General features: G+C 67.7%; 22 protein-coding genes. 7 read left to right on the top strand and 15 right to left on the bottom strand.

From position 1 onward, the window contains the following. Positions 1–50: 50 nt before the first annotated feature. The 3 genes from ispG to dxr are packed head-to-tail and all read right to left on the bottom strand — an operon-like array spanning position 51 to position 3,652. The gene (gene ispG, locus CEX87_RS01035) at positions 51–1,226 is read right to left on the bottom strand and encodes a flavodoxin-dependent (E)-4-hydroxy-3-methylbut-2-enyl-diphosphate synthase (RefSeq protein ID WP_082693885.1); all 1,176 of its coding nucleotides are present in this window, start codon (positions 1,224–1,226) and stop codon (positions 51–53) included. 15 nt (positions 1,227–1,241) lie between these two features. Next, a complete protein-coding gene (locus tag CEX87_RS01030; protein ID WP_064394564.1) occupies positions 1,242–2,465 on the bottom strand; it encodes a M50 family metallopeptidase in 1,224 nt (407 codons plus the stop codon). Further along, entirely contained in the window at positions 2,462–3,652 is a 1,191-nt protein-coding gene (gene dxr / locus CEX87_RS01025; protein ID WP_094285810.1) for a 1-deoxy-D-xylulose-5-phosphate reductoisomerase, read from the bottom strand. The genes CEX87_RS01030 and dxr overlap by 4 nt, the downstream gene beginning before the upstream one ends. A gap of 177 nt (positions 3,653–3,829) precedes the next feature. Here dxr and CEX87_RS01020 point away from each other — a divergent pair, with 177 nt between their 5' ends. Both CEX87_RS01020 and CEX87_RS01015 read left to right on the top strand, forming a co-directional pair. Further along, positions 3,830–4,498 carry a fasciclin domain-containing protein gene (locus tag CEX87_RS01020; RefSeq protein WP_094285644.1) on the top strand — a complete coding sequence of 223 codons (669 nt, stop codon included), beginning with the start codon at positions 3,830–3,832 and terminating at the stop codon, positions 4,496–4,498. A 234-nt stretch (positions 4,499–4,732) separates the two neighbouring features. Next, the gene (locus tag CEX87_RS01015) at positions 4,733–5,254 is read left to right on the top strand and encodes a fasciclin domain-containing protein (RefSeq protein ID WP_233151235.1); all 522 of its coding nucleotides are present in this window, start codon (positions 4,733–4,735) and stop codon (positions 5,252–5,254) included. 78 nt (positions 5,255–5,332) lie between these two features. Here CEX87_RS01015 and CEX87_RS01010 read toward each other — a convergent pair whose 3' ends face one another. Further along, entirely contained in the window at positions 5,333–5,743 is a 411-nt protein-coding gene (locus CEX87_RS01010; protein WP_064426075.1) for an ester cyclase, read from the bottom strand. Further along, positions 5,740–6,612 (bottom strand): TIGR03619 family F420-dependent LLM class oxidoreductase, encoded by an 873-nt coding sequence (locus CEX87_RS01005; protein WP_094285642.1) that lies wholly within the window; start codon positions 6,610–6,612, stop codon positions 5,740–5,742. Before CEX87_RS01005 ends, CEX87_RS01010 begins: the two co-directional genes overlap by 4 nt. A gap of 39 nt (positions 6,613–6,651) precedes the next feature. Between CEX87_RS01005 and CEX87_RS01000 the strand changes: the two genes are divergently transcribed. Next, entirely contained in the window at positions 6,652–7,944 is a 1,293-nt protein-coding gene (locus tag CEX87_RS01000; RefSeq protein WP_094285640.1) for a cryptochrome/photolyase family protein, read from the top strand. Here CEX87_RS01000 and CEX87_RS00995 read toward each other — a convergent pair. Continuing rightward, the gene (locus CEX87_RS00995; RefSeq protein ID WP_233151204.1) at positions 7,937–8,797 is read right to left on the bottom strand and encodes a mycofactocin-coupled SDR family oxidoreductase; all 861 of its coding nucleotides are present in this window, start codon (positions 8,795–8,797) and stop codon (positions 7,937–7,939) included. The two genes, CEX87_RS01000 and CEX87_RS00995, sit on opposite strands and share 8 nt — an antisense overlap. A gap of 89 nt (positions 8,798–8,886) precedes the next feature. Between CEX87_RS00995 and CEX87_RS00990 the strand changes: the two genes are divergently transcribed. Beyond that, the gene (locus tag CEX87_RS00990; protein WP_064416929.1) at positions 8,887–9,141 is read left to right on the top strand and encodes a DUF2631 domain-containing protein; all 255 of its coding nucleotides are present in this window, start codon (positions 8,887–8,889) and stop codon (positions 9,139–9,141) included. On the opposite strand, the gene CEX87_RS00985 is transcribed toward CEX87_RS00990, so the two are convergent. Both CEX87_RS00985 and CEX87_RS00980 read right to left on the bottom strand, forming a co-directional pair. Beyond that, on the bottom strand, positions 9,138–9,689 hold the full coding sequence (locus CEX87_RS00985; RefSeq protein ID WP_142301065.1) for a hypothetical protein: 552 nt from the start codon (positions 9,687–9,689) through the stop codon (positions 9,138–9,140). The genes CEX87_RS00990 and CEX87_RS00985 overlap by 4 nt on opposite strands. 107 nt (positions 9,690–9,796) lie before the next feature. Next, positions 9,797–11,224 (bottom strand): WS/DGAT/MGAT family O-acyltransferase, encoded by a 1,428-nt coding sequence (locus CEX87_RS00980; RefSeq protein WP_094285635.1) that lies wholly within the window; start codon positions 11,222–11,224, stop codon positions 9,797–9,799. Positions 11,225–11,339: 115 nt separating this feature from the next. Between CEX87_RS00980 and CEX87_RS00975 the strand changes: the two genes are divergently transcribed. Continuing rightward, positions 11,340–12,023, top strand: a complete 684-nt coding sequence (locus tag CEX87_RS00975; protein ID WP_094285633.1) for a DUF427 domain-containing protein — start codon at positions 11,340–11,342, stop codon at positions 12,021–12,023. Positions 12,024–12,099: 76 nt separating this feature from the next. On the opposite strand, the gene CEX87_RS00970 is transcribed toward CEX87_RS00975, so the two are convergent. Beyond that, positions 12,100–13,017, bottom strand: coding sequence for an LLM class F420-dependent oxidoreductase (locus tag CEX87_RS00970; RefSeq protein ID WP_094285631.1), 918 nt, complete (start codon positions 13,015–13,017; stop codon positions 12,100–12,102). Positions 13,018–13,119: 102 nt separating this feature from the next. On the opposite strand from CEX87_RS00970, the gene CEX87_RS00965 reads away from it, so the two are divergent. After that, positions 13,120–14,049 carry an LLM class flavin-dependent oxidoreductase gene (locus tag CEX87_RS00965; RefSeq protein WP_064394574.1) on the top strand — a complete coding sequence of 310 codons (930 nt, stop codon included), beginning with the start codon at positions 13,120–13,122 and terminating at the stop codon, positions 14,047–14,049. Here the strand turns inward: CEX87_RS00965 and CEX87_RS00960 are convergent. After that, positions 14,046–15,209: an acyl-CoA dehydrogenase family protein gene (locus CEX87_RS00960; RefSeq protein ID WP_094285629.1), complete on the bottom strand. Its 1,164-nt coding sequence runs from the start codon at positions 15,207–15,209 to the stop codon at positions 14,046–14,048. The genes CEX87_RS00965 and CEX87_RS00960 overlap by 4 nt on opposite strands. Before the next feature lie 68 nt (positions 15,210–15,277). Between CEX87_RS00960 and CEX87_RS00955 the strand changes: the two genes are divergently transcribed. Beyond that, complete coding sequence (locus tag CEX87_RS00955; RefSeq protein ID WP_094285627.1) at positions 15,278–15,748, top strand: SRPBCC family protein; 471 nt, start codon at positions 15,278–15,280, stop codon at positions 15,746–15,748. An 87-nt stretch (positions 15,749–15,835) separates the two neighbouring features. On the opposite strand, the gene CEX87_RS00950 is transcribed toward CEX87_RS00955, so the two are convergent. From CEX87_RS00950 to CEX87_RS00930, 5 genes are read right to left on the bottom strand one after another with little or no spacing between them, the layout of a single operon-like run. Further along, positions 15,836–16,750 (bottom strand): alpha/beta hydrolase, encoded by a 915-nt coding sequence (locus CEX87_RS00950; RefSeq protein ID WP_064416924.1) that lies wholly within the window; start codon positions 16,748–16,750, stop codon positions 15,836–15,838. A gap of 4 nt (positions 16,751–16,754) precedes the next feature. Beyond that, positions 16,755–18,260 carry a flavin-containing monooxygenase gene (locus tag CEX87_RS00945; protein WP_416171878.1) on the bottom strand — a complete coding sequence of 502 codons (1,506 nt, stop codon included), beginning with the start codon at positions 18,258–18,260 and terminating at the stop codon, positions 16,755–16,757. Next, positions 18,257–18,979, bottom strand: coding sequence for an SDR family NAD(P)-dependent oxidoreductase (locus CEX87_RS00940; RefSeq protein WP_094285625.1), 723 nt, complete (start codon positions 18,977–18,979; stop codon positions 18,257–18,259). The genes CEX87_RS00945 and CEX87_RS00940 overlap by 4 nt, the downstream gene beginning before the upstream one ends. Next, positions 18,976–19,713 carry an HpcH/HpaI aldolase family protein gene (locus CEX87_RS00935; protein WP_064394579.1) on the bottom strand — a complete coding sequence of 246 codons (738 nt, stop codon included), beginning with the start codon at positions 19,711–19,713 and terminating at the stop codon, positions 18,976–18,978. Before CEX87_RS00935 ends, CEX87_RS00940 begins: the two co-directional genes overlap by 4 nt. Next, positions 19,710–20,678 (bottom strand): zinc-binding dehydrogenase, encoded by a 969-nt coding sequence (locus CEX87_RS00930; protein WP_064394580.1) that lies wholly within the window; start codon positions 20,676–20,678, stop codon positions 19,710–19,712. Before CEX87_RS00930 ends, CEX87_RS00935 begins: the two co-directional genes overlap by 4 nt.

Below are 20,678 nucleotides of genomic sequence, written 5' to 3'. Positions count from 1 at the left end.
TCTCTTTCTAACCGACACCGGGCGGCTCTACCCGGTGTTTGGGATCACATTCAGCTTACGGTCACGACCGGCGAACCGCTGGCATCTGTTCCACGCTCTTCAGCGATTCGCATGGCCTCTTCGATCAGCGTCTCGACGATCTGGGCTTCGGGGACGGTCTTGATGACCTCACCCTTGACGAAGATCTGGCCCTTACCGTTGCCGGACGCCACCCCGAGGTCGGCTTCGCGCGCCTCGCCGGGACCGTTGACGACACAACCCATCACGGCCACGCGCAGCGGGACGTCCATGCCCTCCAGCCCGGCGGTGACTTCGTTGGCCAACGAGTAGACGTCGACCTGGGCGCGCCCACACGACGGGCACGACACGATCTCCAGCGACCGCGGACGCAGGTTCAGCGATTCGAGGATCTGGTTGCCCACCTTGACCTCTTCGGCGGGCGGCGCCGACAGCGAGACGCGGATCGTGTCGCCGATGCCCTTGGACAGCAGCGCGCCGAACGCGACCGCCGACTTGATCGTGCCTTGAAACGCCGGACCCGCCTCGGTGACGCCCAGATGCAGCGGGTAGTCGCACTGCGCGGCCAGCTGTTCGTAGGCGGCCACCATCACGACGGGGTCGTTGTGCTTGACGCTGATCTTGATGTCGCCGAAGCCATGCTCCTCGAACAGCGAGGCCTCCCACAGCGCGGACTCGACCAGCGCCTCGGGTGTGGCCTTGCCGTACTTTTCCATGAAGCGCTTGTCCAACGACCCGGCGTTGACGCCGATGCGGATCGGGATGCCCGCTGCGCCAGCGGCCTTGGCAACTTCGCCGACGCGGCCGTCGAACTCCTTGATGTTTCCGGGGTTGACCCGCACGGCCGCGCAGCCGGCGTCGATGGCGGCGAAGATGTACTTCGGCTGAAAGTGGATGTCGGCGATCACCGGGATCTGACTGTGGCGGGCGATCTCGGCGAGCGCGTCGGCGTCCTCCTGGCGCGGGCACGCCACCCGCACGATGTCGCAGCCCGACGCCGTCAGTTCGGCGATCTGCTGCAGCGTGGAGTTGACGTCGTGAGTCTTGGTGGTGCACATGGACTGCACCGCAATCGGGTGATCGCTGCCGATGCCGACATCGCCGACCATGAACTGACGCGTTTTGCGTCGCGGCGCCAGAACCGGTGCCGGCGGCGCCGGCATGCCCAGTCCTATTTGTTGAGGTCCGCTCTGTTGGCCGGAGGCCATTTACTCTCCTACTGCTTACTGGAAGATTCTGATGGGGTTGACGAAGTCAGCGGTCACGGTCAACAGCATGTAGCCGGCCACCACGACGAGGATCACGTACGTGGCGGGCATCAGCCTCAGGTAGTTGACCGGAGCCGCGGCCACCTTGCCGCGTGCCGACCGGATCGAGTTGCGGATCTTCTCGTAGAACGCGATCGCGATGTGGCCGCCGTCGAACGGCAGCAGCGGTACGAGATTGATCGCGCCGAGCACGAAGTTCAACTGCGCCAGGAAGAACCAGAACGCCACCCACAGCCCCTGATCCACGGCGTCGCCGCCGATGATGCTGGCGCCGACGACGCTGATCGGGGTTTCGGGATCGCGCTCCTCACCGCCGATGGAGCGCACCAGCGCGCCCATCTTGGTCGGCAGCTTGGCCAACGACTTGCCGATCTCCACGGCGAGGTCGCCGGTGAACGCGATCGTCGCGGGCGCCGCCGACAGCGCGTTGTACTGCGTGGGCCCGAACTGCGCCGCGGTGATGCCGACCGTGCCGACCGGAGCCGGTTCGGCGAGATCACCCTTGGCGACCCAGCGCTGGGCGGGCACGACGTCGACCAGGGTGGTGAACTCCTCGCCGCCGCGCTGCACGGTGAACTCGGTCGGGCCGTCGAGCGCGCGGACGGCGGTGACCAACTCGTCGAAGTTCGCCACGGGCGTATCGCCGATCTTGACCACCGTGTCCCCGGCTTGGATGCCCGCGGCCGCGGCGGGAGAGGGCGCCAGGCAGTCGCCGAGCTGACCCCTGCTGACTTCGGCCTTCACACACGAGGTCTCACCGACGATCGCCGTGGTCGGCGCGTGCAGGTTGGGCAGCCCCCACACCACGGCGATGCCGTAGATCAGCACCAGGCCGATGACGAAATTCATGCCGGGGCCGGCGGCCAGCACCGCGACGCGCTTCCACGTCTTCTGCTTGTACATCGCGCGGTCCTGCTCGTCGGGCGCGAGCTCTTCGACCGAGGTCATGCCCGCGATGTCGCAGAACCCGCCGAGCGGGACCGCCTTGACGCCGTACTCGGTGCGATCGCCGAGCTTGTTCGCCCGCCAGGTCGCCCACAGCGTCGGCCCGAAGCCCACGAAGTAGCGGCGCACCTTCATTCCGGTGGCGCGCGCCACCCACATGTGGCCGCATTCATGCAGGGCCACCGAGACCAAGATGGCCAGTGCGAACAGCACGACACCGGTGAGCCACATCATCTGGTGGTGATTACCTTCCGCTCGACCGCGCGCGCGGCACGGTCACGCGCCCACTGCTGGGCGTCAAGTACGTCATCCACGGTAGCTGGTTCGGCGGCCCACTGGTCGGCAGCGCGCAGCACGTCGTCGATGGTGCGCACGATCGCCGGGAAGCGAATCCGCCCGTCGAGGAACGCCGCGGCCGCCTCCTCGTTGGCGGCGTTGTAGACCGCCGTCAGGCAGCCGCCCCCTTCCCCGGCCCGCCGGGCCAGCGTCACGGCGGGAAACACCTCGTCGTCGAGCGGCTCGAAATCCCAGGTCGACGCGGTGGTGAAGTCGCAGGCTGACGCCGCCGCGGGCACCCGTTCGGGCCAGCCGAGCGCCAGCGCGATCGGCAGCTTCATATCGGGAGGGCTGGCCTGAGCCAGCGTGGAACCGTCGGTGAACGTGACCATTGAGTGCACGATCGACTGCGGGTGCACCACCACCTCGATGCGGTCGTAGGGCACGCCGAACAGCAGGTGCGTCTCGATGAGCTCGAGCCCCTTGTTGACCAGCGACGCCGAGTTGAGGGTGTTCATCGGCCCCATCGACCAGGTGGGATGGGCGCCGGCCTGTTCGGGCGTGACCGACTCCAGCCGCTCGGCGCTCCACCCGCGGAACGGGCCGCCCGATGCAGTCAGCACGATCTTGGCGACCTCATCGGGGCTGCCGCCGCGCAGGCATTGCGCCATCGCCGAGTGTTCGGAGTCCACGGGCACGATCTGGCCTGGTCGGGCCGCTTTTTGCACCAGGGGGCCACCGGCGACCAGCGACTCCTTGTTCGCCAGCGCCAGGCGGGCGCCGGTCGCGAGCGCGGCCAGCGTCGGTTGCAGCCCGAGCGCACCCACGAGCGCGTTGAGCACCACGTCGGCATCGGTGTTCTCGACGAGCTCGGTGACGGCATCAGGCCCCGAATACGTGACGTCGCCGACGCGAGCGGCGGCGGCCTCGTCGGCGACCGCGATATTGGTCACACCCGTCGCGGCGCGCTGGCGCACCAGCAGGTCAGGATTACCGCCGCCTGCGGCCAGGCCGACGACCTCGAAGCGGTCTGGGTTGGCGGCGATGACGTCGAGCGCCTGCGTCCCGATCGATCCGGTGCTGCCGAGGATCAGCACGCGTCGCCGGCCTGATGCCGCGTCGCCGCGCTCGGCCCCGCCGGAAATACTCACCGAACCATTGTGCCGCCTGCCGGTGCCCGTTCGTCAGCCCGCCGAGCGCGCGGTGACCCGCCTTCGAATTGTGACGTGAATCTGACGGGATCCATCCGCTCGCCGCCGCGGTCCGAATCCCCGGTGTCACAGCAGAGGACGGCCCGGCCGTCCACGACAAGGGAGCAGCGCATGAAGATCAAATTCGGCAAGTCCGTATCCGCGGCGGGGGTGGCCGCGGCCGCGATCCTGACCCTCTCGGCGTGTTCGAACGACGCCACCACCGCGGCACCGTCGGCCACGGCGGAGTCGGCATCGACCAGCGTCGCGCCCGCCCCGATGGAGCAACCCATGGACCCAGCCGCCAACCTGGTGGGCGCCGGGTGCGCGGCATATGCCGAGCAGGTGCCGTCGGGTCCGGGTTCGGTCAACGGAATGGCGCCGTCCCCGGTGACCGTCGCCGCCTCGAACAACCCGATGCTCACCACGCTGACGCAGGCGCTCTCCGGACAGCTGAATCCGAACGTCAACCTCGTCGAGACGCTCGACGGCGGTGAGTTCACGGTGTTCGCACCGACCGACGATGCGTTCGCCAAGATCGACCCGGCCACCATCGAGACGCTCAAGACCGACTCGGAGTTGCTGACCAGCATCCTGACCTACCACGTGGTGCCCGGCCAGGCCGGCCCGGCGCAGGTCCCCGGCGACCACAAGACCGTGCAGGGCGCGACCGTCACGGTGACCGGCGAGGGCGACAACCTGAAGGTCAACGACGCGGGCCTGGTGTGCGGTGGAGTGCGCACTGCCAACGCGACGGTGTACATGATCGACACCGTCCTGATGCCGCCGGCCACCTCCTAGGCCGCTCCCTGGCGGGCGGGCCCGGGATCGCTTTCGACTCCACATGCGCGGTTCCGGGCCCGTCGCAACCCCGATCGAGAGTCACCACCCATCCGACACGTCGTCGGCACCGAATAGAGATCGAAGCAAAGTTTCGACGGCACAAGCCGTCCCGTCCCGAATGGAGCACGAGTGATGAACGCAACGAAGAAATTGGCCGGCGCAGGGCTGGCCGCGTTGGGAGCCACCGCCCTGATGTTGGGCACCACCGCCCCGGCCCAAGCCGAGATGGTCGGACCCGGCTGCACGGCATACGCACAGCAGGTCCCTGTCGGCCCGGGCTCGGTGACGGGCATGGCTCAGGATCCGGTCACGGTCGCGGCTTCGAACAACCCGCTGCTGACCACGTTGACGAAAGCTGTTTCCGGACAGCTCAATCCGAGCGTCAACCTCGTCGAGACGCTCGACGGCGGCCAGTTCACGGTGTTCGCACCGACCGACGACGCGTTCGCCAAGATCGACCCGGCCACCATCGAGGCACTCAAGACCGACTCGGAGTTGCTGACCAGCATCCTGACCTACCACGTGGTGCCCGGCCAGGCCGCTCCGGCTCAGGTCGTCGGCACGCACAAGACGGTGCAGGGCGCCGATGTCACCGTGACCGGTCACGGGTCTGACCTGCGGGTCAACGACGCCTCGGTGGCGTGCGGCGGCGTGCAGACGGCCAATGCCACCGTCTACCTCATCGACACGGTGCTGATGCCCCCGATGAACTGATCTGCGCCACAACAGGATCCGAGGGCAGCCCGATACCCCCGAGCCGGGCTGCCCTCTCCTGTCGGCGTCAGCCCCGCCTCAGCCCGCCCCGAGTTGTCGCAGCAGTCCGTGCATGTCGAGTTGGCCGCGGTGGGCGACCAACATGTCGCCCTGAAACCGGTCGATATGGATTCCGGTGACCTCGACCTTGGTCCCGGTCGCCGGTATGCCGCGGAACTCGCCGTCATGGGTGCCGGTGAACGTGAACCGCGTGATGCCGTGCGAACCGTCGACCAGAATCTCTTCGATCGCATGCCGTCCGTCGGAGAAACCCCGGGTGAACTCCTCGAGGTGCGACTGCCACTCCTGCCACCCTAGGGTCGGTGGTCCTGCGACCTCGACGACCAACCGTGGCGAGACCAGGCTCTCGACCGTCGCCCAGTCCCTGCGGTCGATCGAGGTGTAGAGGCACTCGACCAGTTCGCGGATCTCGTCCTCGGAGAAGGTCATGGCCGCACCTTGGCGATGATGGTCTCGGCGAACCGCTCGATCGGCTCCCGATACCGCTCCACCCCACCGGGTTCGAGGTCCATACCCATCCACGGACTGCACATCACCGCGGTGATGCCTGCGTCTTCGGCCCGCTTGTACAGATCCGGTGACGGCGGCTCGAGCAGCGCCAGCATGATGCCGAACGGCTCGTTCTCGCGGCCGTACTCGCGCAGCAGCGAGCGCAGCTTCTGGGCGTAGCCCACGGCATCGTCCCACCGGTAGGCGTAGCCGACCCACCCGTCACACAGCCGTGCGGCGCGGCGCAGCGCGGCGTTGGACTCCCCGCCGCACAGGATCGGGACCGGGGCCACCGGATGAGGTTCGATCATCATCTCCGGCACCTGGTAGTACTCGCCGCTCCACGACACCCAACCACCCCGCCACAGCTCGCGCAGGGCGGGGATCATCTCGTCGAGCCGCTTGCCGCGGGTGCGGAAATCCTGGCCCATCAACTCGTACTCCTCGCGCATCCAGCCGACGCCCGCGGCCAGCGACACCCGGCCCTCGGACAGCACCGACGCCGTCGCGACCTGCTTGGCCACCTCCAGCAGCGGTCGCGCCGGCGCGATGTACACGGCGTTGGAGAACCGCAGCCGAGTCGTCACCGCCGCCATCGCACCGATCTGCACCCAGCAGTCGGGCCAGGCGGTTTCCGGTGCCCACATCGGCTTTCCGGTCGGCGAATCCGGATACGGCGAACTGAGTTCGCGCGGATAGATCATGTGGTCCGAGCACACCATCCCGTCGTAACCGGCCTCGTCGAAGGCGCGGGCGAGCCCGAGGATCTCTGACGTTTTCATGAACGCGGTGCCCGACCAGAACTCCATCCTGTTTCTCTACCGCGATTTCAGGGCAGCATCAATGCCATGCCCACATTGTTGTGGTTTCGTCGCGATCTGCGCCTGCGCGATCTGCCCCCGCTGCTGGCCGCGGCCGCCGGTGACGGCGAGGTGCTCGCCTGCTACGTCCTCGATCCCCGGCTCGAAGCGTCGGCGGGCGCCCGCCGACTTCAGTACCTCTACGACGCGCTGCGCGATCTGCGCGACGGCCTCGGCGGCAGGCTGTACGTAACGCGAGGTCGGCCTGAAGAACGAATACCCGTTGCCGCCAAGGCGATTGGCGCGTCCGCGGTGCACATCTCGGCGGACTACACGCCGTTCGGTCGGCGGCGCGACGACGCCGTGGAGGCCGCACTGGGCGATATCTCTCTAGAGGCGTCGGGTTCGCCGTACCTCGTCTCTCCCGGCCGGGTGACCAAACCCGACGGCGGCCCGTACAAGGTGTTCACCCCGTTTCACCGGGCTTGGCGCGAACACGGCTGGCGCGCGCCCGCCACGTCCGGCCTGAAATCGGCGCGCTGGCTCGACCCGTCGGATGTCGCGGGCGCGGTGGACATCCCGGACGCGGGGGTCGCCCTCGACATGCCCGCCGGCGAGACGGCTGCCCGCAAGCAGTGGAAGTCGTTCGTGGCCAACGGACTCGACACGTATGCCGACGACCGGAACCGCCCCGATCTGAACGGCACCAGCCGCATGTCGGCGCATCTGAAGTTCGGCACCATCCATCCGCGCACCATGGCCGCCGATCTCGGCCGGGGCGAGGGCGCGCAGGCGTATTTGCGGGAGTTGGCGTTTCGCGACTTCTACGCCGCGGTGCTGGGCGAATGGCCGCGCAGCGCCTGGTGGAACTGGAATTCGTCGTTCGACGACATGGAGGTCGACGACGGTCCCGACGCACACAAGCGGTTCGAGGCCTGGAAAGAGGGCAGGACGGGCTATCCCATCGTCGACGCCGGCATGCGTCAGCTCGCCGAGACCGGCTGGATGCACAACCGGGTCCGCATGATCGTCGCCTCCTTCCTGGTCAAGGACCTGCATCTGCCGTGGCAATGGGGTGCGCGCTGGTTCCTCGAGCAGCTGGTCGACGGCGACATGGCCAACAACCAGCACGGTTGGCAGTGGGCCGCGGGCACCGGGACGGACGCCGCACCATTCTTCCGAGTCTTCAACCCGACCACCCAGGGTGAGAAGTTCGACCCCGACGGCGGTTACGTGCGGCGCTGGGTGCCCGACCTCGACGACGACAGCTATCCGGAGCCGATCGTCGACCACGCCGCCGAACGCAAGGAGGCGCTGCGGCGATACTCCGAGATCACTTGATGATCTGACCCCCGTCGACCGGCAGCGCCACCCCGGTCAGGTATCTGCCGGTTGCGCCGCACAGGTACACCATCGCGTCGCTGATCGCCTCGGGCTCGACCGGTGGAACGTTCAGCAGCGGCTGCTGGCTGACACTGAACGCCGGATGCTCGCCCGACCACTGCGCCAACGCCTCGTTGTAGATCATCGGGGTGGCCACCCCGCCAGGGTGAACCGAGTTGACGCGAATGTTCTTCTCCGCCAACGCCCGCGCGAAGTGGCGCATCACGCCGATGACTCCGTGCTTGGCGACCGTGTAGCCCGCCGCACCGTGGTTCATGGTGCCGAAGTCGACGGTGACAGGTTTGAACGCGGCCGCCGAACTGGTGATCACGATCGCGCCGCCGTCGCCGTGGGCGAGAAGGGCCGGCAACGTCGCGGTGATCGTGTAGTAGACGCCGTTGAGCATGACGTTCACCGCGTCGACGAACGCGGAGATCTCGCGTCCCTGGTCCCCCGCGGCGGGCAGGATCCCCGCATTGGCGAGCACGAAGTCGATACGGCCGAACTCTTGGGTGCCCTTGGCCGCGATCTCCTGCATCCGCTCCAGGTCGCGGACGTCTCCGCGTTCGGCGATGATCCTGCGGCCGGTCTTCTCCACCAGGTTGACGGTCTCGTCGAGGTCCTCCTGCGTCGCCATGGGATAGGCGACGCTGTCGATCTGCTCGCACAGGTCGACGGCGATGATGTCGGCGCCCTCCTCGGCGAACCGCACGGCGTGCGCCCGGCCCTGACCTCGCGCCGCGCCAGTGATGAATGCGACCTTGCCCTCGAACTGCATCTGCCGTTGCGCTCCTCGCGTCCGCGCTGTCATGACGCATCACCCTACGGCCGGCGTAGTAGGCCCTGAATACGCATATGCCAGAATGTCGGCAGTATCGAGCCCGACCATGAGGAGCAGCCGTGGCCAACACCGAGGTGCAGCGACACACCGGGGTGGACGTCGAAGACGTGCCGTCCGCCGAATGGGGCTGGTCGAAGGAAAACCCGAAGTTCTTCCACATCGGCGGCATCATCGCGGCGCTGTTCTTGCTCTCCCTCATCCACGGCAACCACACCGGGCGCGTCGAGGACCTCTTCCTGATCGGATTCGCCGTGCTGATCCTCGGCGCGGTCGCGCGCGACTGGTGGCTGCGTAAACGGGGCTGGATCCGCTAGACCGGGTTCAGCGGCCGGAAGGAATCGACCCCCAGGCCGAACAGCGTCTCGGTGGCGTCCACACCACGCGTCAATCCGGCCGCGGCAAGGGCGTGCGCCTTGAACGCGCGGGCCGCGACACTCAGCCTGTGCTCGATCGTGTCGATGCGATCACCGTCACCCGACCGGTCCTCACCCCAGGCCATCACCTCGACGCCGCGCTTCGCCAGCTCGACGACGCGGGTGCGGACCTGCGGATCATCGCGCAGCAGCGCCGTGCTGACCGCCAGCACACCGTTGCGGGGCACGTCGCGCAGGACGGCCTCCGAGGTCTCGTCGAGTGCGGCAGCACCCAGGATCGTCAGCGGCCGCTCGTCAGCGCATTGCTCGACCCAGACGTCGACATCCCATCCCGCCTGCGCCCGGTCGAAAAGCCAGCCGCCGGCGGGCCCGATCACGTCGGCCAGGTCCGCCGCCAGCACCGTCAGATGATGGCGGTTGGCCAGGCCGTCGACGGCCGAAGCACCGTCGACCGACACGACATCGTCGGGAAAGGGTCGAGTTGCCATAGTTCCTATCCGATCCGTCAGCGGCGCCGGTCGAGGGGCTGTCACGGCCGCCCCTAGAGCGTGACACTATTGTCGCGATCTGTAAAGGTCCGAGGCTGCGATGTCGGTCAGTGCGACGCGGCGGCCAGCGGGAGGGCCGATGCCACGGTGGCCAACTCACCGGGAAGCCCGGCTGCGCGGCGGATCTCGGCGAAGGACTCCAGCAGCGCGTCGGTGGCCTCATGCGGGTCGTCGAGTGTGCGATCGTCGGTCAGCACCGAGATGGCGAGTTGGTCGACGTAGCTCCACACGGTGATGTTCATCCCGCTGCCCGTGACCACCGGGCCCACCGAGTAGATCTCGCTGAGCACACCGCCCGCGATGTGCCCGCGGTCGCGGGGCCCCGCCACGTTGGAGATGGTCAGGTTCATCACCGCGCCGGACTCCATCCGACGCGCCTGTAGCCGAAAGAATCTGGGCGCCAACGCCGGCGGCAGATACGACATCCACGCCGGCAGCACCGCCGGCCCGAGCAGCTGGTGGCTCTCCTTGGCGATCTTGGTCGCCACTGCGGTGAGCCGGACCCGTTCGAGCGGGTCGGCGATGTGCACCGGCAGCGACGGCATCATGTAGGTGAACTCGTTGCCCGTCAACCGATCTGGCGAGGGATTGGTGCTGACCGGGACGCCGGCGATCAGCGGTGCGTCGGCGTGCCCGTCGTAGCGCAGCAGCAGCGTACGCAGCGCCCCGGCCGCGGTGGCCAGCACGATGTCGTTGAGCGTCACACCCAGATGCTTGCTGGTCTCCTTGACTTCGGCCAACGACAGCGGGGCCGTCGCGAAGCGGCGTCCAGCGGACACGACGTGGTTGATGAAGGTCTGCGGCGGGGCGAAATTGCGGGCCAGGTCGGGATGGCGGCCGCGCTCCTTGGCGCGCTTGCGCACCCGGGCGACACCGGCGGCCGTCTCGTTGACGAGCCTGGGAAGGCGGCGGATGAGGTGCGCGTGGTCGCGGCCCGCGGCCTTGATCAGCTGCGCGGTGCTGCGCATCGCGGGATCGGCGACGGCGCGAACGGGCGTCGGCGTCTCGTCTTCCAAGGCCTTGGCCAACTGGTTGGCCGAGGCCACGCCGTCGGCCAGCACGTGATGGACCTTGTGGATGATCGCGACGCGCCCGTCGGCCAGCCCCTCGGCGACGTACATCTCCCACAACGGGCGGCTGCGGTCCAGCGGCGTGCTGGCGATCTGGCCGATCAGGTCGTCGAGTTCGCGCCGACCGCCCGGCGGTGCGACCTGTGCTCGGCGCAGGTGGTAGTCGAGGTCGATGTCGTGGTTCTCCCACCACATCGGATGGTGCAGCCGCAGCGGGATGTCGACGAGCTGGTAGCGCAGCGCCGACAGCGCGAGCAGGCGCGGATAGGCGACTTCCCGCAGCATGTCGAAGCTGTAGTCCTCGACGCCCGACACGTCGAGGATGCCGATCTTGAGGGTGTGCATGTGGACCTCGGGCGTCTCGCTGTACAGCATCAACGCGTCCACGCCGTTGAGTCGCTTCATACCTCCCCGCATCCCCCTCACCCAGCCGACGCCTACCGGTTTCCCAATCGTGCTCTTTCTCAAGCGCGTTCGGTCAAGAGGTGACGATCTGCGCGAAATTTGTAAGGCTGACGACATGACCCTCGTCGCCGCCCGCGGGCCCCTGAGCAACGATCCGGCCGGCTGGTTCACGCCCCCGCTGCCCGACGACGTGGTGTTCGTCGAACCGCATCCGCGCCGCGTGCAGGCCCTGCGCGGCGGTCGCACGGTGCTCGACACCGAGCGGGCGCTGATGGTGCATCGGCGCGACCATCCGCTCAGCTACGCCTTTCCCGTCGACGAGGTCGGCGACCTTCCGAGTGAGCCGGTGGTCGAGGCGCCCGGATATGTCCGCGTGCCGTGGGACGCCGTCGACACCTGGCTGGAGGAAGGCCGCACGCTCGTGCACTATCCGCCCAACCCTTACCACCGCGTGGACTGCCGTCCGACGCACCGCGCGCTGCGGGTGACGGTGGCGGGCCAGGCACTGGTCGACACGGCCGAGACGGTGATCGTGTTCGAGACGTCGCTGGAGCCGCGCCTCTACGTCGACCCGTCGCACGTGCGAACCGACCTGTTGCGGCCGTCGCCGACCACCAGCTACTGCAACTACAAGGGCTACGCGTCGTACTGGTCGGCCGTCGTCGGCGACACGGTGGTCGAGGACGTCGCGTGGAGTTATCCGGACCCGCCGCCCGAGACGCTGCCGATCGCGGGCTTTTTCAGCTTCGACCCGGCCCGCGCCGCTGTGCTGGCCGAGTTGCCGTCGCCCGACCGGTAACCATCGCGCCGAACCTGAATCTGTGCTCGATATGCCGCCGAAATAGCGCACAGAAGTTCAGGTTCGGCGACCGTAGCTAGGCTTTGGCGATCACCGACTCCCCGAACCGCTCGATGGTCTCGAGCACGCGCGCGAGGCTGTCGCCCGGAAGACCGACCTGAACCCACGTCACCCCGATCCCGGCCAGCTTCTCCAGGCCGGACAGGTACGCGTCGGCGTTGAAGTCGTCGCCGCCGGGGCTGCCGCCGTCGGGGTTGGTGAACGTGATGTCGATGCGCGACCAGTCGCGTCCTGCCTCGTCGAAGCGGCGGCGAAGGTCCTCGACGCCGGATGTCAGTGTGTCCACGTCCATCGGCGCCGTGCGCGCGGTCTGGGCCAGTACGGCCGGTGCGGGGAACGGGCACCACCCGTCGCCGTGGGCGACGACGCGCTTGCGGGCGGCGCCGGTGTTGCCGCCGATCCAGATGGGGGGATGGGGGTCGGAGACGGGCCGGGGGTGCGCGGTGATCCCGCTGGCGGTGAAGTGTCGGCCCTCGTACGAGAAGTCATCGGTGGTCCAGATGCCGCGGATGACTTCCAGCGCCTCCTCGAACAGGGCGGCGCGCTCTTCGAAATCGACTCCGAGCGCGGTGAATTCGCGCTTCAGGTAGCCGACCCCCACGCCGAGCGTGAACCGTCCTTCCGACAACAGGTCCAGGGTGGCACCGGCCTTGGCGACAACGAACGGATTGCGGTACGGCAGCACGACGATGTTGGGAATGAGCCGCAGCGTCGTCGTGGTCGCGGCCGCATAACCCATGGCCACGAACGGGTCCACCGCATCATGGCCGCCGGCGTTCAGCCAGCGCTCAGTCGGCGCCGGATGGTCGGTGAAGCCGAACCCGTGGAAACCCGCGGCCTCGGCGGCGGCCGCGACCGTCGCGATCCCCCTGCCGGTGACCAACTCCGGGTTGTACGGATGAGTGTGCATGGGGTGGGTGAAGGTGAACCGCATGTCTGTTGTGTCCCGTCTAGAACATTCTTCTCGTTTTCCGAGAATGTCGTTACCATGCGAACCGCGGAAAGTACAGCTTCGACAGCGAGGGGACCTGCGGACATGGGCAAGCCCGAGATCGGCGTGTACCTGCCTCAAATGGGCTTCACCTACGGGCAGATGCTGGATCGCACCCGGCGCTGCGAGGAACTCGGCATCGACTCGCTGTGGCTCTACGACCATCTCTACGGCCCGGGCGTTCCGGACTATCCGTCGCTGGAGGCGTGGACGCTGGCCACCGCGCTGCTCAGCAACACCGAACGCATCCACGTCGGACACATGGTGCTGTGCAACCAATTTCGCCATCCCGCGGTACTGGCCAAGATGGTTACCACACTCGACCAGATCGCGGCCGGCCGACTGCAACTCGGGCTCGGCAGCGGCTCGATCGAGGACGAGCACGACCGGGTGGGACTGCCGTGGGGGTCGTTTCGCGAGCGTTCCGAACGCCTCGGCGAGACGCTGGAGATCCTCACCCAGGCCTTCGCTGACGAGCGAATCGACTTCAGCGGCAAGCACTTCACCGTCACGGACTTTCCCGTCAAACCCGGTCCTGTGCAGCAGCGGCCACCCATCGTGGTCGGCGGTGTCGGCGAGAAGTACACGCTGCCGTTGGTCGCGCGCTACGCCGACGTTTGGAACGTGCCGACGTACGCCCTGGGGGAACTGCAGCACAAAGTGTCGGTGTTGCGCGCCATCTGTGAGGACGTCGGCCGCGATCCGTCAAGCGTCGTACTGTCGGTCGAGGCGGTGATGGCACTGGCGCCCGACGACGCGTCGCTGCCCGATGTCAAGCGGCAGGCCGAGAAGCGTTTCGGCGCACCGGCGTTCGGGCTCGACGAAGGCGGCCTGATCGGGACGCCGTCCGCCGTCGTCGACAGGCTGCACGAACTGCACGAACTCGGTTTCGGCCAGATCGTGCTGTTCACCCACGATCGCGCGTCCGACCAGACGTTGGACCTGCTGGCCGGCGAGGTGATCGCACGGCTTTAAGCGGGCCGCTTCGCCGGTGGCGAGTAGTTCGGCCTGCCGAGTCCGAGTGCGTGCTGGGCGATCATGTTACGGAACACTTCCAGCGTGCCGCCGTAGATACCGGCGGGCCCGGCCAGGCGGAAGGCGTACTCGACTCCCCCGTCGCCCGCCGCGCCCTCGGCGCCGGTCGGCAAGCTTCCCGCGGCGCCCACCAGGTCCATCAGATCCGGTGCGACGTCGCGCATCGTCTGCGCGTTCGCCACCCGGCCGAACATCTCGGGCGTGCTCATCGCCGCCTCGATCCTGGCGATCGCGCGGCCGAGCCGGTACCGGGCCGAATCCTCCTTGCCGACAACGGCGGCGATGTGGTCGACCGCCTCGGCGAGCAGCAACAGGTGCTCGGTCATCGTCGCCAGCTTCTGCAGGCCCTGGTCGTCACGTTCGATGGTGCCGTGCTCGGCGTTGAGCGCCTCGCGCAACACCGACCAGCCGCCGTTGACGGCGCCGACGCGGTACTTGTCGTCGACGCGGACGTCGCTGTAGTAGGTGATGTTGGTGCGGTCGCCGTCGACGGTGCGGATCGGCTGGATCTCGATGCCCGCCGAGGAGAGCGGCACCAGGAACATCGTCAGGCTCTGGTGTTTCGGCGCGGCGGGGTCGGTATTGGTTATCAGGAAAACGTAGTGCGCGTTGTGCGCGTTCGATGTGAACATCTTGGAGCCGTTGACCACCCAGGCGTCGCCGTCGCGCACCGCCCGGGTCTTGCAGGTCGCGACGTCCGAACCGCCCTCGGGTTCGGTGTAGCCCAAGCACAGCCGGTAGTGCCCCGAGAGAACCTTCGGGAGTATCTCCTGCTTCAGCTCCTCGGAGCCGAACTGCTGCAGGCTTCGTGCCACCATCATCGTCGTCGGCCAGTGGAACCACGGTGCGTGCGAGCGGCCGATCTCCAGCTCCCAGATTCGTCGGCGAATGGCGTTGAACCCGCCTTCGGCCTCGGAGTTGAAGTCCGCGGCGAGGTATCCGCGCGCGGCGAGCGCCAGATGGACACCCTCGTCGAAGTTCTCGCCGGTTTCGCGGTCCCGCGCGATGACCTCGTCGGTGACGACGGAGCGCAGGAAGTCCCGGAGCTCGTCCTGAAACGCCCGGTCGTCCTCGCTCAGCTGCACGCGGGAGAAGTCCACCTGGACACCGTGACACTATTGCGGTTAGTTGTAAAGTCTTGAGCGGTTCATCCACGGAAGGCAGCACATTGGGCATCGTCACCACCAGTTCGGAGACCGCGTTTCGGCACCCGGCGGAGACGATCTATGACTTCGTGACCAACCCGGCGAACTGGCCCAAGACGTATCCCACCAGCGCCCACATCGGCGGATTGCCCGACCACCTGCCGTTGCGCGTCGGTGACACCTGGACCGAGACCGGTCCCGACGGTGATCGCATCTTCACCTGGCACCTGGCCGTCGCCGCGCGCCCGACGATCTGGGTGTTCACGTCGGTCGGCCGGCTCGGTCATGACAGCGACGGCAACGGCGGCATGGAGGGCCGCATCACCGTCGAGTATCACTTCACCCGGCCGGGCGAGGACGTCACGCTGTTCACCCGGACGATGACGGTCGAGGCCCCCAAGCACGCCCCGATGCCCGACGGTTTCTTCCGGGCGGTCAACCCGGCACACATCGACGCCTACCACGCCGCGATCGCCCGCGAACTCACCTTGTAACAACCCCCGCGAGCGCCCGTGTCTGTACACGACACACCGCCACCTCACGACAATTGGTGGACACTCGCCGCCGGCAAGCGTGCGTTTTCAGCTGCCGTGCAACGCGCGCCGCAACGCCGCGCCCTGCAGTTCGAACAGCCGGATGCTGGTGTCCCACTCCGGTAGCAGCGAGTCGAACCCGTGGCAGGTGCCCGGAAACACGTGCAGTTCGGTCGCGACGCCCGCACGCATCAACCGCAACGCATACTCCACCGCTTCGTCACGTAACGGGTCGAGCTCTGAGCAACTGATGAAAGCGTCTGCCACACCGGACAAGTCGGCCGAGCGGGCGGGAACCGCGGACGCATCGGCGGCCGTATCGCCGAGGTAGTGCCGCCACATCATCTCGGTTGCGGGCCCGTCGAAGCCCGGCGTCGTGGTGAACTCCGACTTCGATTCGGTGGGCCGGTCGTCGAGCACCGGTTGGTGCAGCAGCTGAAACACGACCGGCGGCGCCGACGAGCCCGCCGAGCGTTGCGCGAGTCCTGCCGCCAGCGCGCCACCGGCGCTGCTTCCCGCGACCGCCAACCTGGCAGCGTCGAGCCCGAGTTCGGTCGCGCACTCGTCCGCCCAATTCAACACGGCCAGCGCGTCCTCGAGCGCCGCCGGGTACGGATCCTCGGGCGCCAGCCTGTAGTCGACCGAGAGCACCGTACAACCGCCGCGCCTGGCCAGCTCGACGCACTGCAGGTGGTCGGTGTCGAGGTTGCCCAATACGAACGCCCCGGCGTGGCAGTAGATCACCGCCGGCGACGGTGCAGCCGCGCCGCGGTAGATCCGCACCGGAACCGAGTGCGCCACCCTCTCTTCGATTTCGACGACGATGTCGTTGACGGCCCTGGCCGTTTCGGCGCGACGCTGGTTGAGCGAATCGCGCACGACGCCCAGCAGTCCGGGCGACAGATCGGTGCGGGCCTCCGCCAGATGGCGCAGCGTGGGGTCGAGGCGCTCGACGATTATCACGACGTCAGCGCCTCGCAGCGGTCGGGGTTTCCGTCGCCGTCGACCGGTCCTGCCGCGGTGGCTCGAACGTGTAATCGGATGGCTTGAACCGCCGCGTCATACCCCAGAATGCGCGGGCACTGCGCGGCCACTGCGTGACGACCCTGCCGTTGGCGGCGCGAAAGTAGTTGCTGCAACGGGTCAGCCAGACGGTGCCTTGCATCCAGCGGTCGATCTTGGCCAGGAACGCCGCCATCGTGCGCGGTCGGACCTCGATGTACGACTTACCCCGGCGCCGAGAGTGTTTCAGCACCCGCACGATGTAATGCGCCTGCGCTTCGAGCATGAAGATCACGCTGTTGGACCCGACGTTGGTGTTGGGACCGTAGAGCATGAAGAAGTTGGGAAAGCGCGGCACCGCGATGCCCAGGTAGGCGTAGGCCCCGTCACTCCAGGTCTCACGCAGCGAGACCCCGCCCGCGCCGACGATGTCGATCTGGCCGAGGTAGTCGGCCGCGGCGTAACCGGTCGCGCAGAGCACCACGTCGACCTCGAGTTCTGTGCCGTCTTCGGTGACCAGTGACCTCGCGCGCAACGATCGCGCTGGGCTCGCGACGACCTCGACGTGCGGCTGCGTCAGGGCCTGCAGGTAATCGGTCGCGAACACCAACCGCTTACAGCCCAGCGGATGGTCGGGAGTCAGCTTGCGACGTAGCTCCTCGTCGGGGACCGTCGCCTCGAGCGTCTTGAGCGCGATGCCCTTGAACTCCTGCGTCTTGTCGCTGCCGTTCTCGATGACCGAGATGTTGGACTCGCTGCGCAGCCACAGCCGGGTTCGGTAGATCTTCTTCGCCAGCGGGATGTTGCGAAACATCCACTTCTCCCGCTCGGTGTAGGCACGATCGGGTTTGGGCAGCACCCATGTCGGTGAGCGCTGTACCGAGTAGACCCGCTCGGCCACCTTGGCGACCTCCGGAACCAGTTGCGCCGCCGTGGAGCCCGTGCCCAGCACCGCCACCCGCTTACCGGTCAGGTCCACGGAATGGTCCCACCGCGCGGTGTGCATCAACGTGCCGGTGAACGGTTCCTCTTCTACCAGGTCGGGCATGACGGGCCGGGTGAACAGGCCGACCGCGGAGACCACCACGTCGAAATCAAACCGTTCACCGCTCGCCGAGGTCAGCTGCCACCGGTCACCCGCCCATTGCGCCGAGGTGATCTCGGTGTTGAGCCGCAGGTGCGGCGTGAGTTCGTAGCGCTGCGCGCAGCGTTCGAAGTACTCGAGGATCTCCTTCTGCCCGGACCACAGCCGTGACCAGTCGGGGTTGAGGTCGAACGAGTAGGAGTACAGATGCGACTTCACATCGCAGGCCAGGCCAGGGTAGGTGTTGATTCGCCACGTACCTCCGACGCCGTCCTCACGATCGAAGATCGTAAAGTTCCCAAACCCGGCCTTACGCAGGAAGATTCCCAGCGCCAGGCCACCGGGGCCGGCACCGATGATCCCGACCGACAGGCTCGGGTACCTCACCCGATTCGAAGGCATTGCCCTCCATCCACGACGACTTCGGCTCCCGTCATGAAGGACGCCTGCTCGGAGACCAGAAAGGCGACCACATTCGCGACCTCGTCGGGCTTCCCGATCCGGCCGAGCGTCGCGGTCAGCCGCTGCTGCGTGGCGGGGTCGAGCATCGGGGTCTCGATCGGGCCCGGGAACACCGCATTGACCCGAATGCCGGCCCCGGCGAGTTCAGCGGCGGCGGCTTGGGTCAGCCCGCGCAATGCCCACTTCGACGATCCGTACGCGGCGTGGTTCGGGAAGGGCCGGATGGCACCGGTGCTGACGGTGTTGACGATCGCGGGCCCCACTGCCCGTCGGAGATGCCCCAGTGCCGCCTTGATTCCGAGGAACGGGCCCAGACAGTTGAACTGCCAACTGTTTTCGAACGCCTCGGGTGTTTCGTCGTCGAGTGAGCACCGATGCAGCACCCCGGCGTTGTTGATCAGCGTCGACAACCCCCCGAACCGGTCGACTACCTGGCTCACGGCGGCTTGCCACTGCTCGGGCGAGGTGACGTCGAGTTCGACCGGGATCACCTCGTGGCCGAGGCCGGCGATCGTCGCCCGCAATTCGTCCATCCGCACGTCACATGCCGCGACCCGGAATCCGTCCTGGAGCAGGCGTTTCGTGATCGCCGCGCCCTGCCCGCGTGCGGCGCCGGTCACTAGCGCGACGCGATCGCCCGTCATTGGGAATCCTTGAGGATCTCCTCGGCGCCGCGCCGCAACGCCTGAGACTCCGACGCCACTGTGAGCATGCGATACCCCATGTCGGCCATGGCCCTTCCATTCTTGCCGGCGTGGATGCCGGCGATGACGCCGGACGCGGCGGCGCTGGACTGGATACGAGCGAGCGCGTCCGTGACGGGCGACGCGGTCCAGGCCGCGGCCGGGGCGTGTCCGAGCGCGATCGCCAAATCGTTGGGGCCGACGTACACCCCCGTCACCCCGGGCACCGCGCAGATCTCGTCGACCGCGGCCAGTCCCCGCACACTCTCGATCATCGCGAACACCCCTGCGCGGGCTTCGTGTTCGGCCGGATCGCGCCCGATGTCGGCGCGCAGCGGCCCGTAGCTGCGCACCCCCGCGGGTGGGTACCGGGTCGCCGCGACGGCCGCGGCGGCCTGCTCCGGCGATTCCACCATCGCGATGATGACGGCGTCCGCGCCCGCGTCGAGCACACGGCCGATCGGTGCGGGGTCGGCAGAGGGTAACCGCACCGCCGTCGCGATCCGGACGTGTTCGAGGCGACGCAACAACAGCGCGACATCGGCGTCGCTCAGATACCCGTGCTGCACGTCGAATCCGACGTAGTCGTAGCCGGCCTGGGCGAATTCTTCGGGACCCATGATGGTCGGCCCGACCACCCATCCTCCCCACACGTGCTCACGGGTGGCGAGCGCCCGCTGAATTCTGCTGGTCATTCGACGATCGCGATCTTGATGCGGTCGGGCGCCGGGCGGCACGCGAGTTCGAACGCGGCCTGGGCATCGTCGATGTCGAATGTGTGTGTGACATAGGCGGGCAGCAGGTCGGGGTGGTGCCGGACGAACTCGTTGGCAGCGGCCAGCATCCGTCGCCGGTCCAGGGTCACACCGGACTTCAGGGTGAGGTTGTTGCGCAGCATGGTGCGCATGCTGATCGGATAGCTGTCGTCGTCGGGCACGCCGAAATAGAACACGGTCCCGCCCGGCGCGGCCGCCTCGATCGCGTGACCGAGGGTGGCGACCTGGTGCCCGACGGCTTCGATGACCACATCTGGCCGGTCGCCGGGCTCGAGGTGGCTCACCCACCGGTCGCTGGTGGCGCGCACGATTGTGTCCACGCCGAACTCCTTGGCCACCGCGTCGCGGTCGACCGGGTCGACGCCGGTGACGCGGCGAGCGCCGAACGCCTTTGCCGCATAGGAGAACAGCAGACCGATTGAGCCCTGCCCGATCACCGCGACGTGCAGGCCTTTGAGTCTGGGCAACTGTTCGACCGCATACAGCACACACGCCAGCGGCTGCAGTGCGACGGCATGCTGCGGGCTCAGATTATGGTCGTAGTAGGCCAGCCCGTCGCCGTCGGCGACGACATGTTGCATCAGGCCGTCGAAGCCGGACGCCCAGCCGACGACCCAGTCCCCCACACCGTGGCTGCGATGCCTGCTGGCGATCACCTCGCCGACGACCTCGTGGATCGGGAAGCCCGGCATCTCCGCCGCGCTCAGGCCGCGATCGCCGGCGATCTTGCCGCGAACACCCCGGAACGGCGGCAGGTCGCTACCACAGACCCCCGCCGCGCGAAAGCGCAGCAACACTTGCTGATCCGCCAACGACTCCGGCGTTGTCTCCGGAATGTCTTGGCGCTCGAAAGTGTACGGCGCGACCAGTCGATAGGACCACAT

This window comes from Mycobacterium lehmannii, from assembly GCF_002245535.1.
In the GTDB taxonomy this organism is placed as follows: domain Bacteria; phylum Actinomycetota; class Actinomycetes; order Mycobacteriales; family Mycobacteriaceae; genus Mycobacterium; species Mycobacterium lehmannii.
Note: the sequence above shows the minus strand (reverse complement) of the source record. Positions and strands in the feature narration are given on the sequence as shown.

Coding starts and splice junctions, on each gene's coding strand:
- CEX87_RS00935 (WP_064394579.1), bottom strand. CDS start 19,713: ATGACCAGCAGAATTCAGCGGGCGCTCGCCACCCGTGAGCACGTGTGG.
- CEX87_RS00970 (WP_094285631.1), bottom strand. CDS start 13,017: ATGCGGTTCACCTTCACCCACCCCATGCACACTCATCCGTACAACCCG.
- CEX87_RS01000 (WP_094285640.1), top strand. CDS start 6,652: ATGCCCACATTGTTGTGGTTTCGTCGCGATCTGCGCCTGCGCGATCTG.
- CEX87_RS01020 (WP_094285644.1), top strand. CDS start 3,830: ATGAAGATCAAATTCGGCAAGTCCGTATCCGCGGCGGGGGTGGCCGCG.
- CEX87_RS00980 (WP_094285635.1), bottom strand. CDS start 11,224: ATGAAGCGACTCAACGGCGTGGACGCGTTGATGCTGTACAGCGAGACG.
- CEX87_RS00985 (WP_142301065.1), bottom strand. CDS start 9,689: ATGGCAACTCGACCCTTTCCCGACGATGTCGTGTCGGTCGACGGTGCT.
- CEX87_RS01030 (WP_064394564.1), bottom strand. CDS start 2,465: ATGATGTGGCTCACCGGTGTCGTGCTGTTCGCACTGGCCATCTTGGTC.
- CEX87_RS00940 (WP_094285625.1), bottom strand. CDS start 18,979: ATGACGGGCGATCGCGTCGCGCTAGTGACCGGCGCCGCACGCGGGCAG.
- CEX87_RS00995 (WP_233151204.1), bottom strand. CDS start 8,797: ATGACAGCGCGGACGCGAGGAGCGCAACGGCAGATGCAGTTCGAGGGC.
- CEX87_RS00930 (WP_064394580.1), bottom strand. CDS start 20,678: ATGTGGTCCTATCGACTGGTCGCGCCGTACACTTTCGAGCGCCAAGAC.
- ispG (WP_082693885.1), bottom strand. CDS start 1,226: ATGGCCTCCGGCCAACAGAGCGGACCTCAACAAATAGGACTGGGCATG.
- CEX87_RS00975 (WP_094285633.1), top strand. CDS start 11,340: ATGACCCTCGTCGCCGCCCGCGGGCCCCTGAGCAACGATCCGGCCGGC.
- CEX87_RS01005 (WP_094285642.1), bottom strand. CDS start 6,612: ATGGAGTTCTGGTCGGGCACCGCGTTCATGAAAACGTCAGAGATCCTC.
- CEX87_RS01010 (WP_064426075.1), bottom strand. CDS start 5,743: ATGACCTTCTCCGAGGACGAGATCCGCGAACTGGTCGAGTGCCTCTAC.
- CEX87_RS00965 (WP_064394574.1), top strand. CDS start 13,120: ATGGGCAAGCCCGAGATCGGCGTGTACCTGCCTCAAATGGGCTTCACC.
- CEX87_RS01015 (WP_233151235.1), top strand. CDS start 4,733: ATGTTGGGCACCACCGCCCCGGCCCAAGCCGAGATGGTCGGACCCGGC.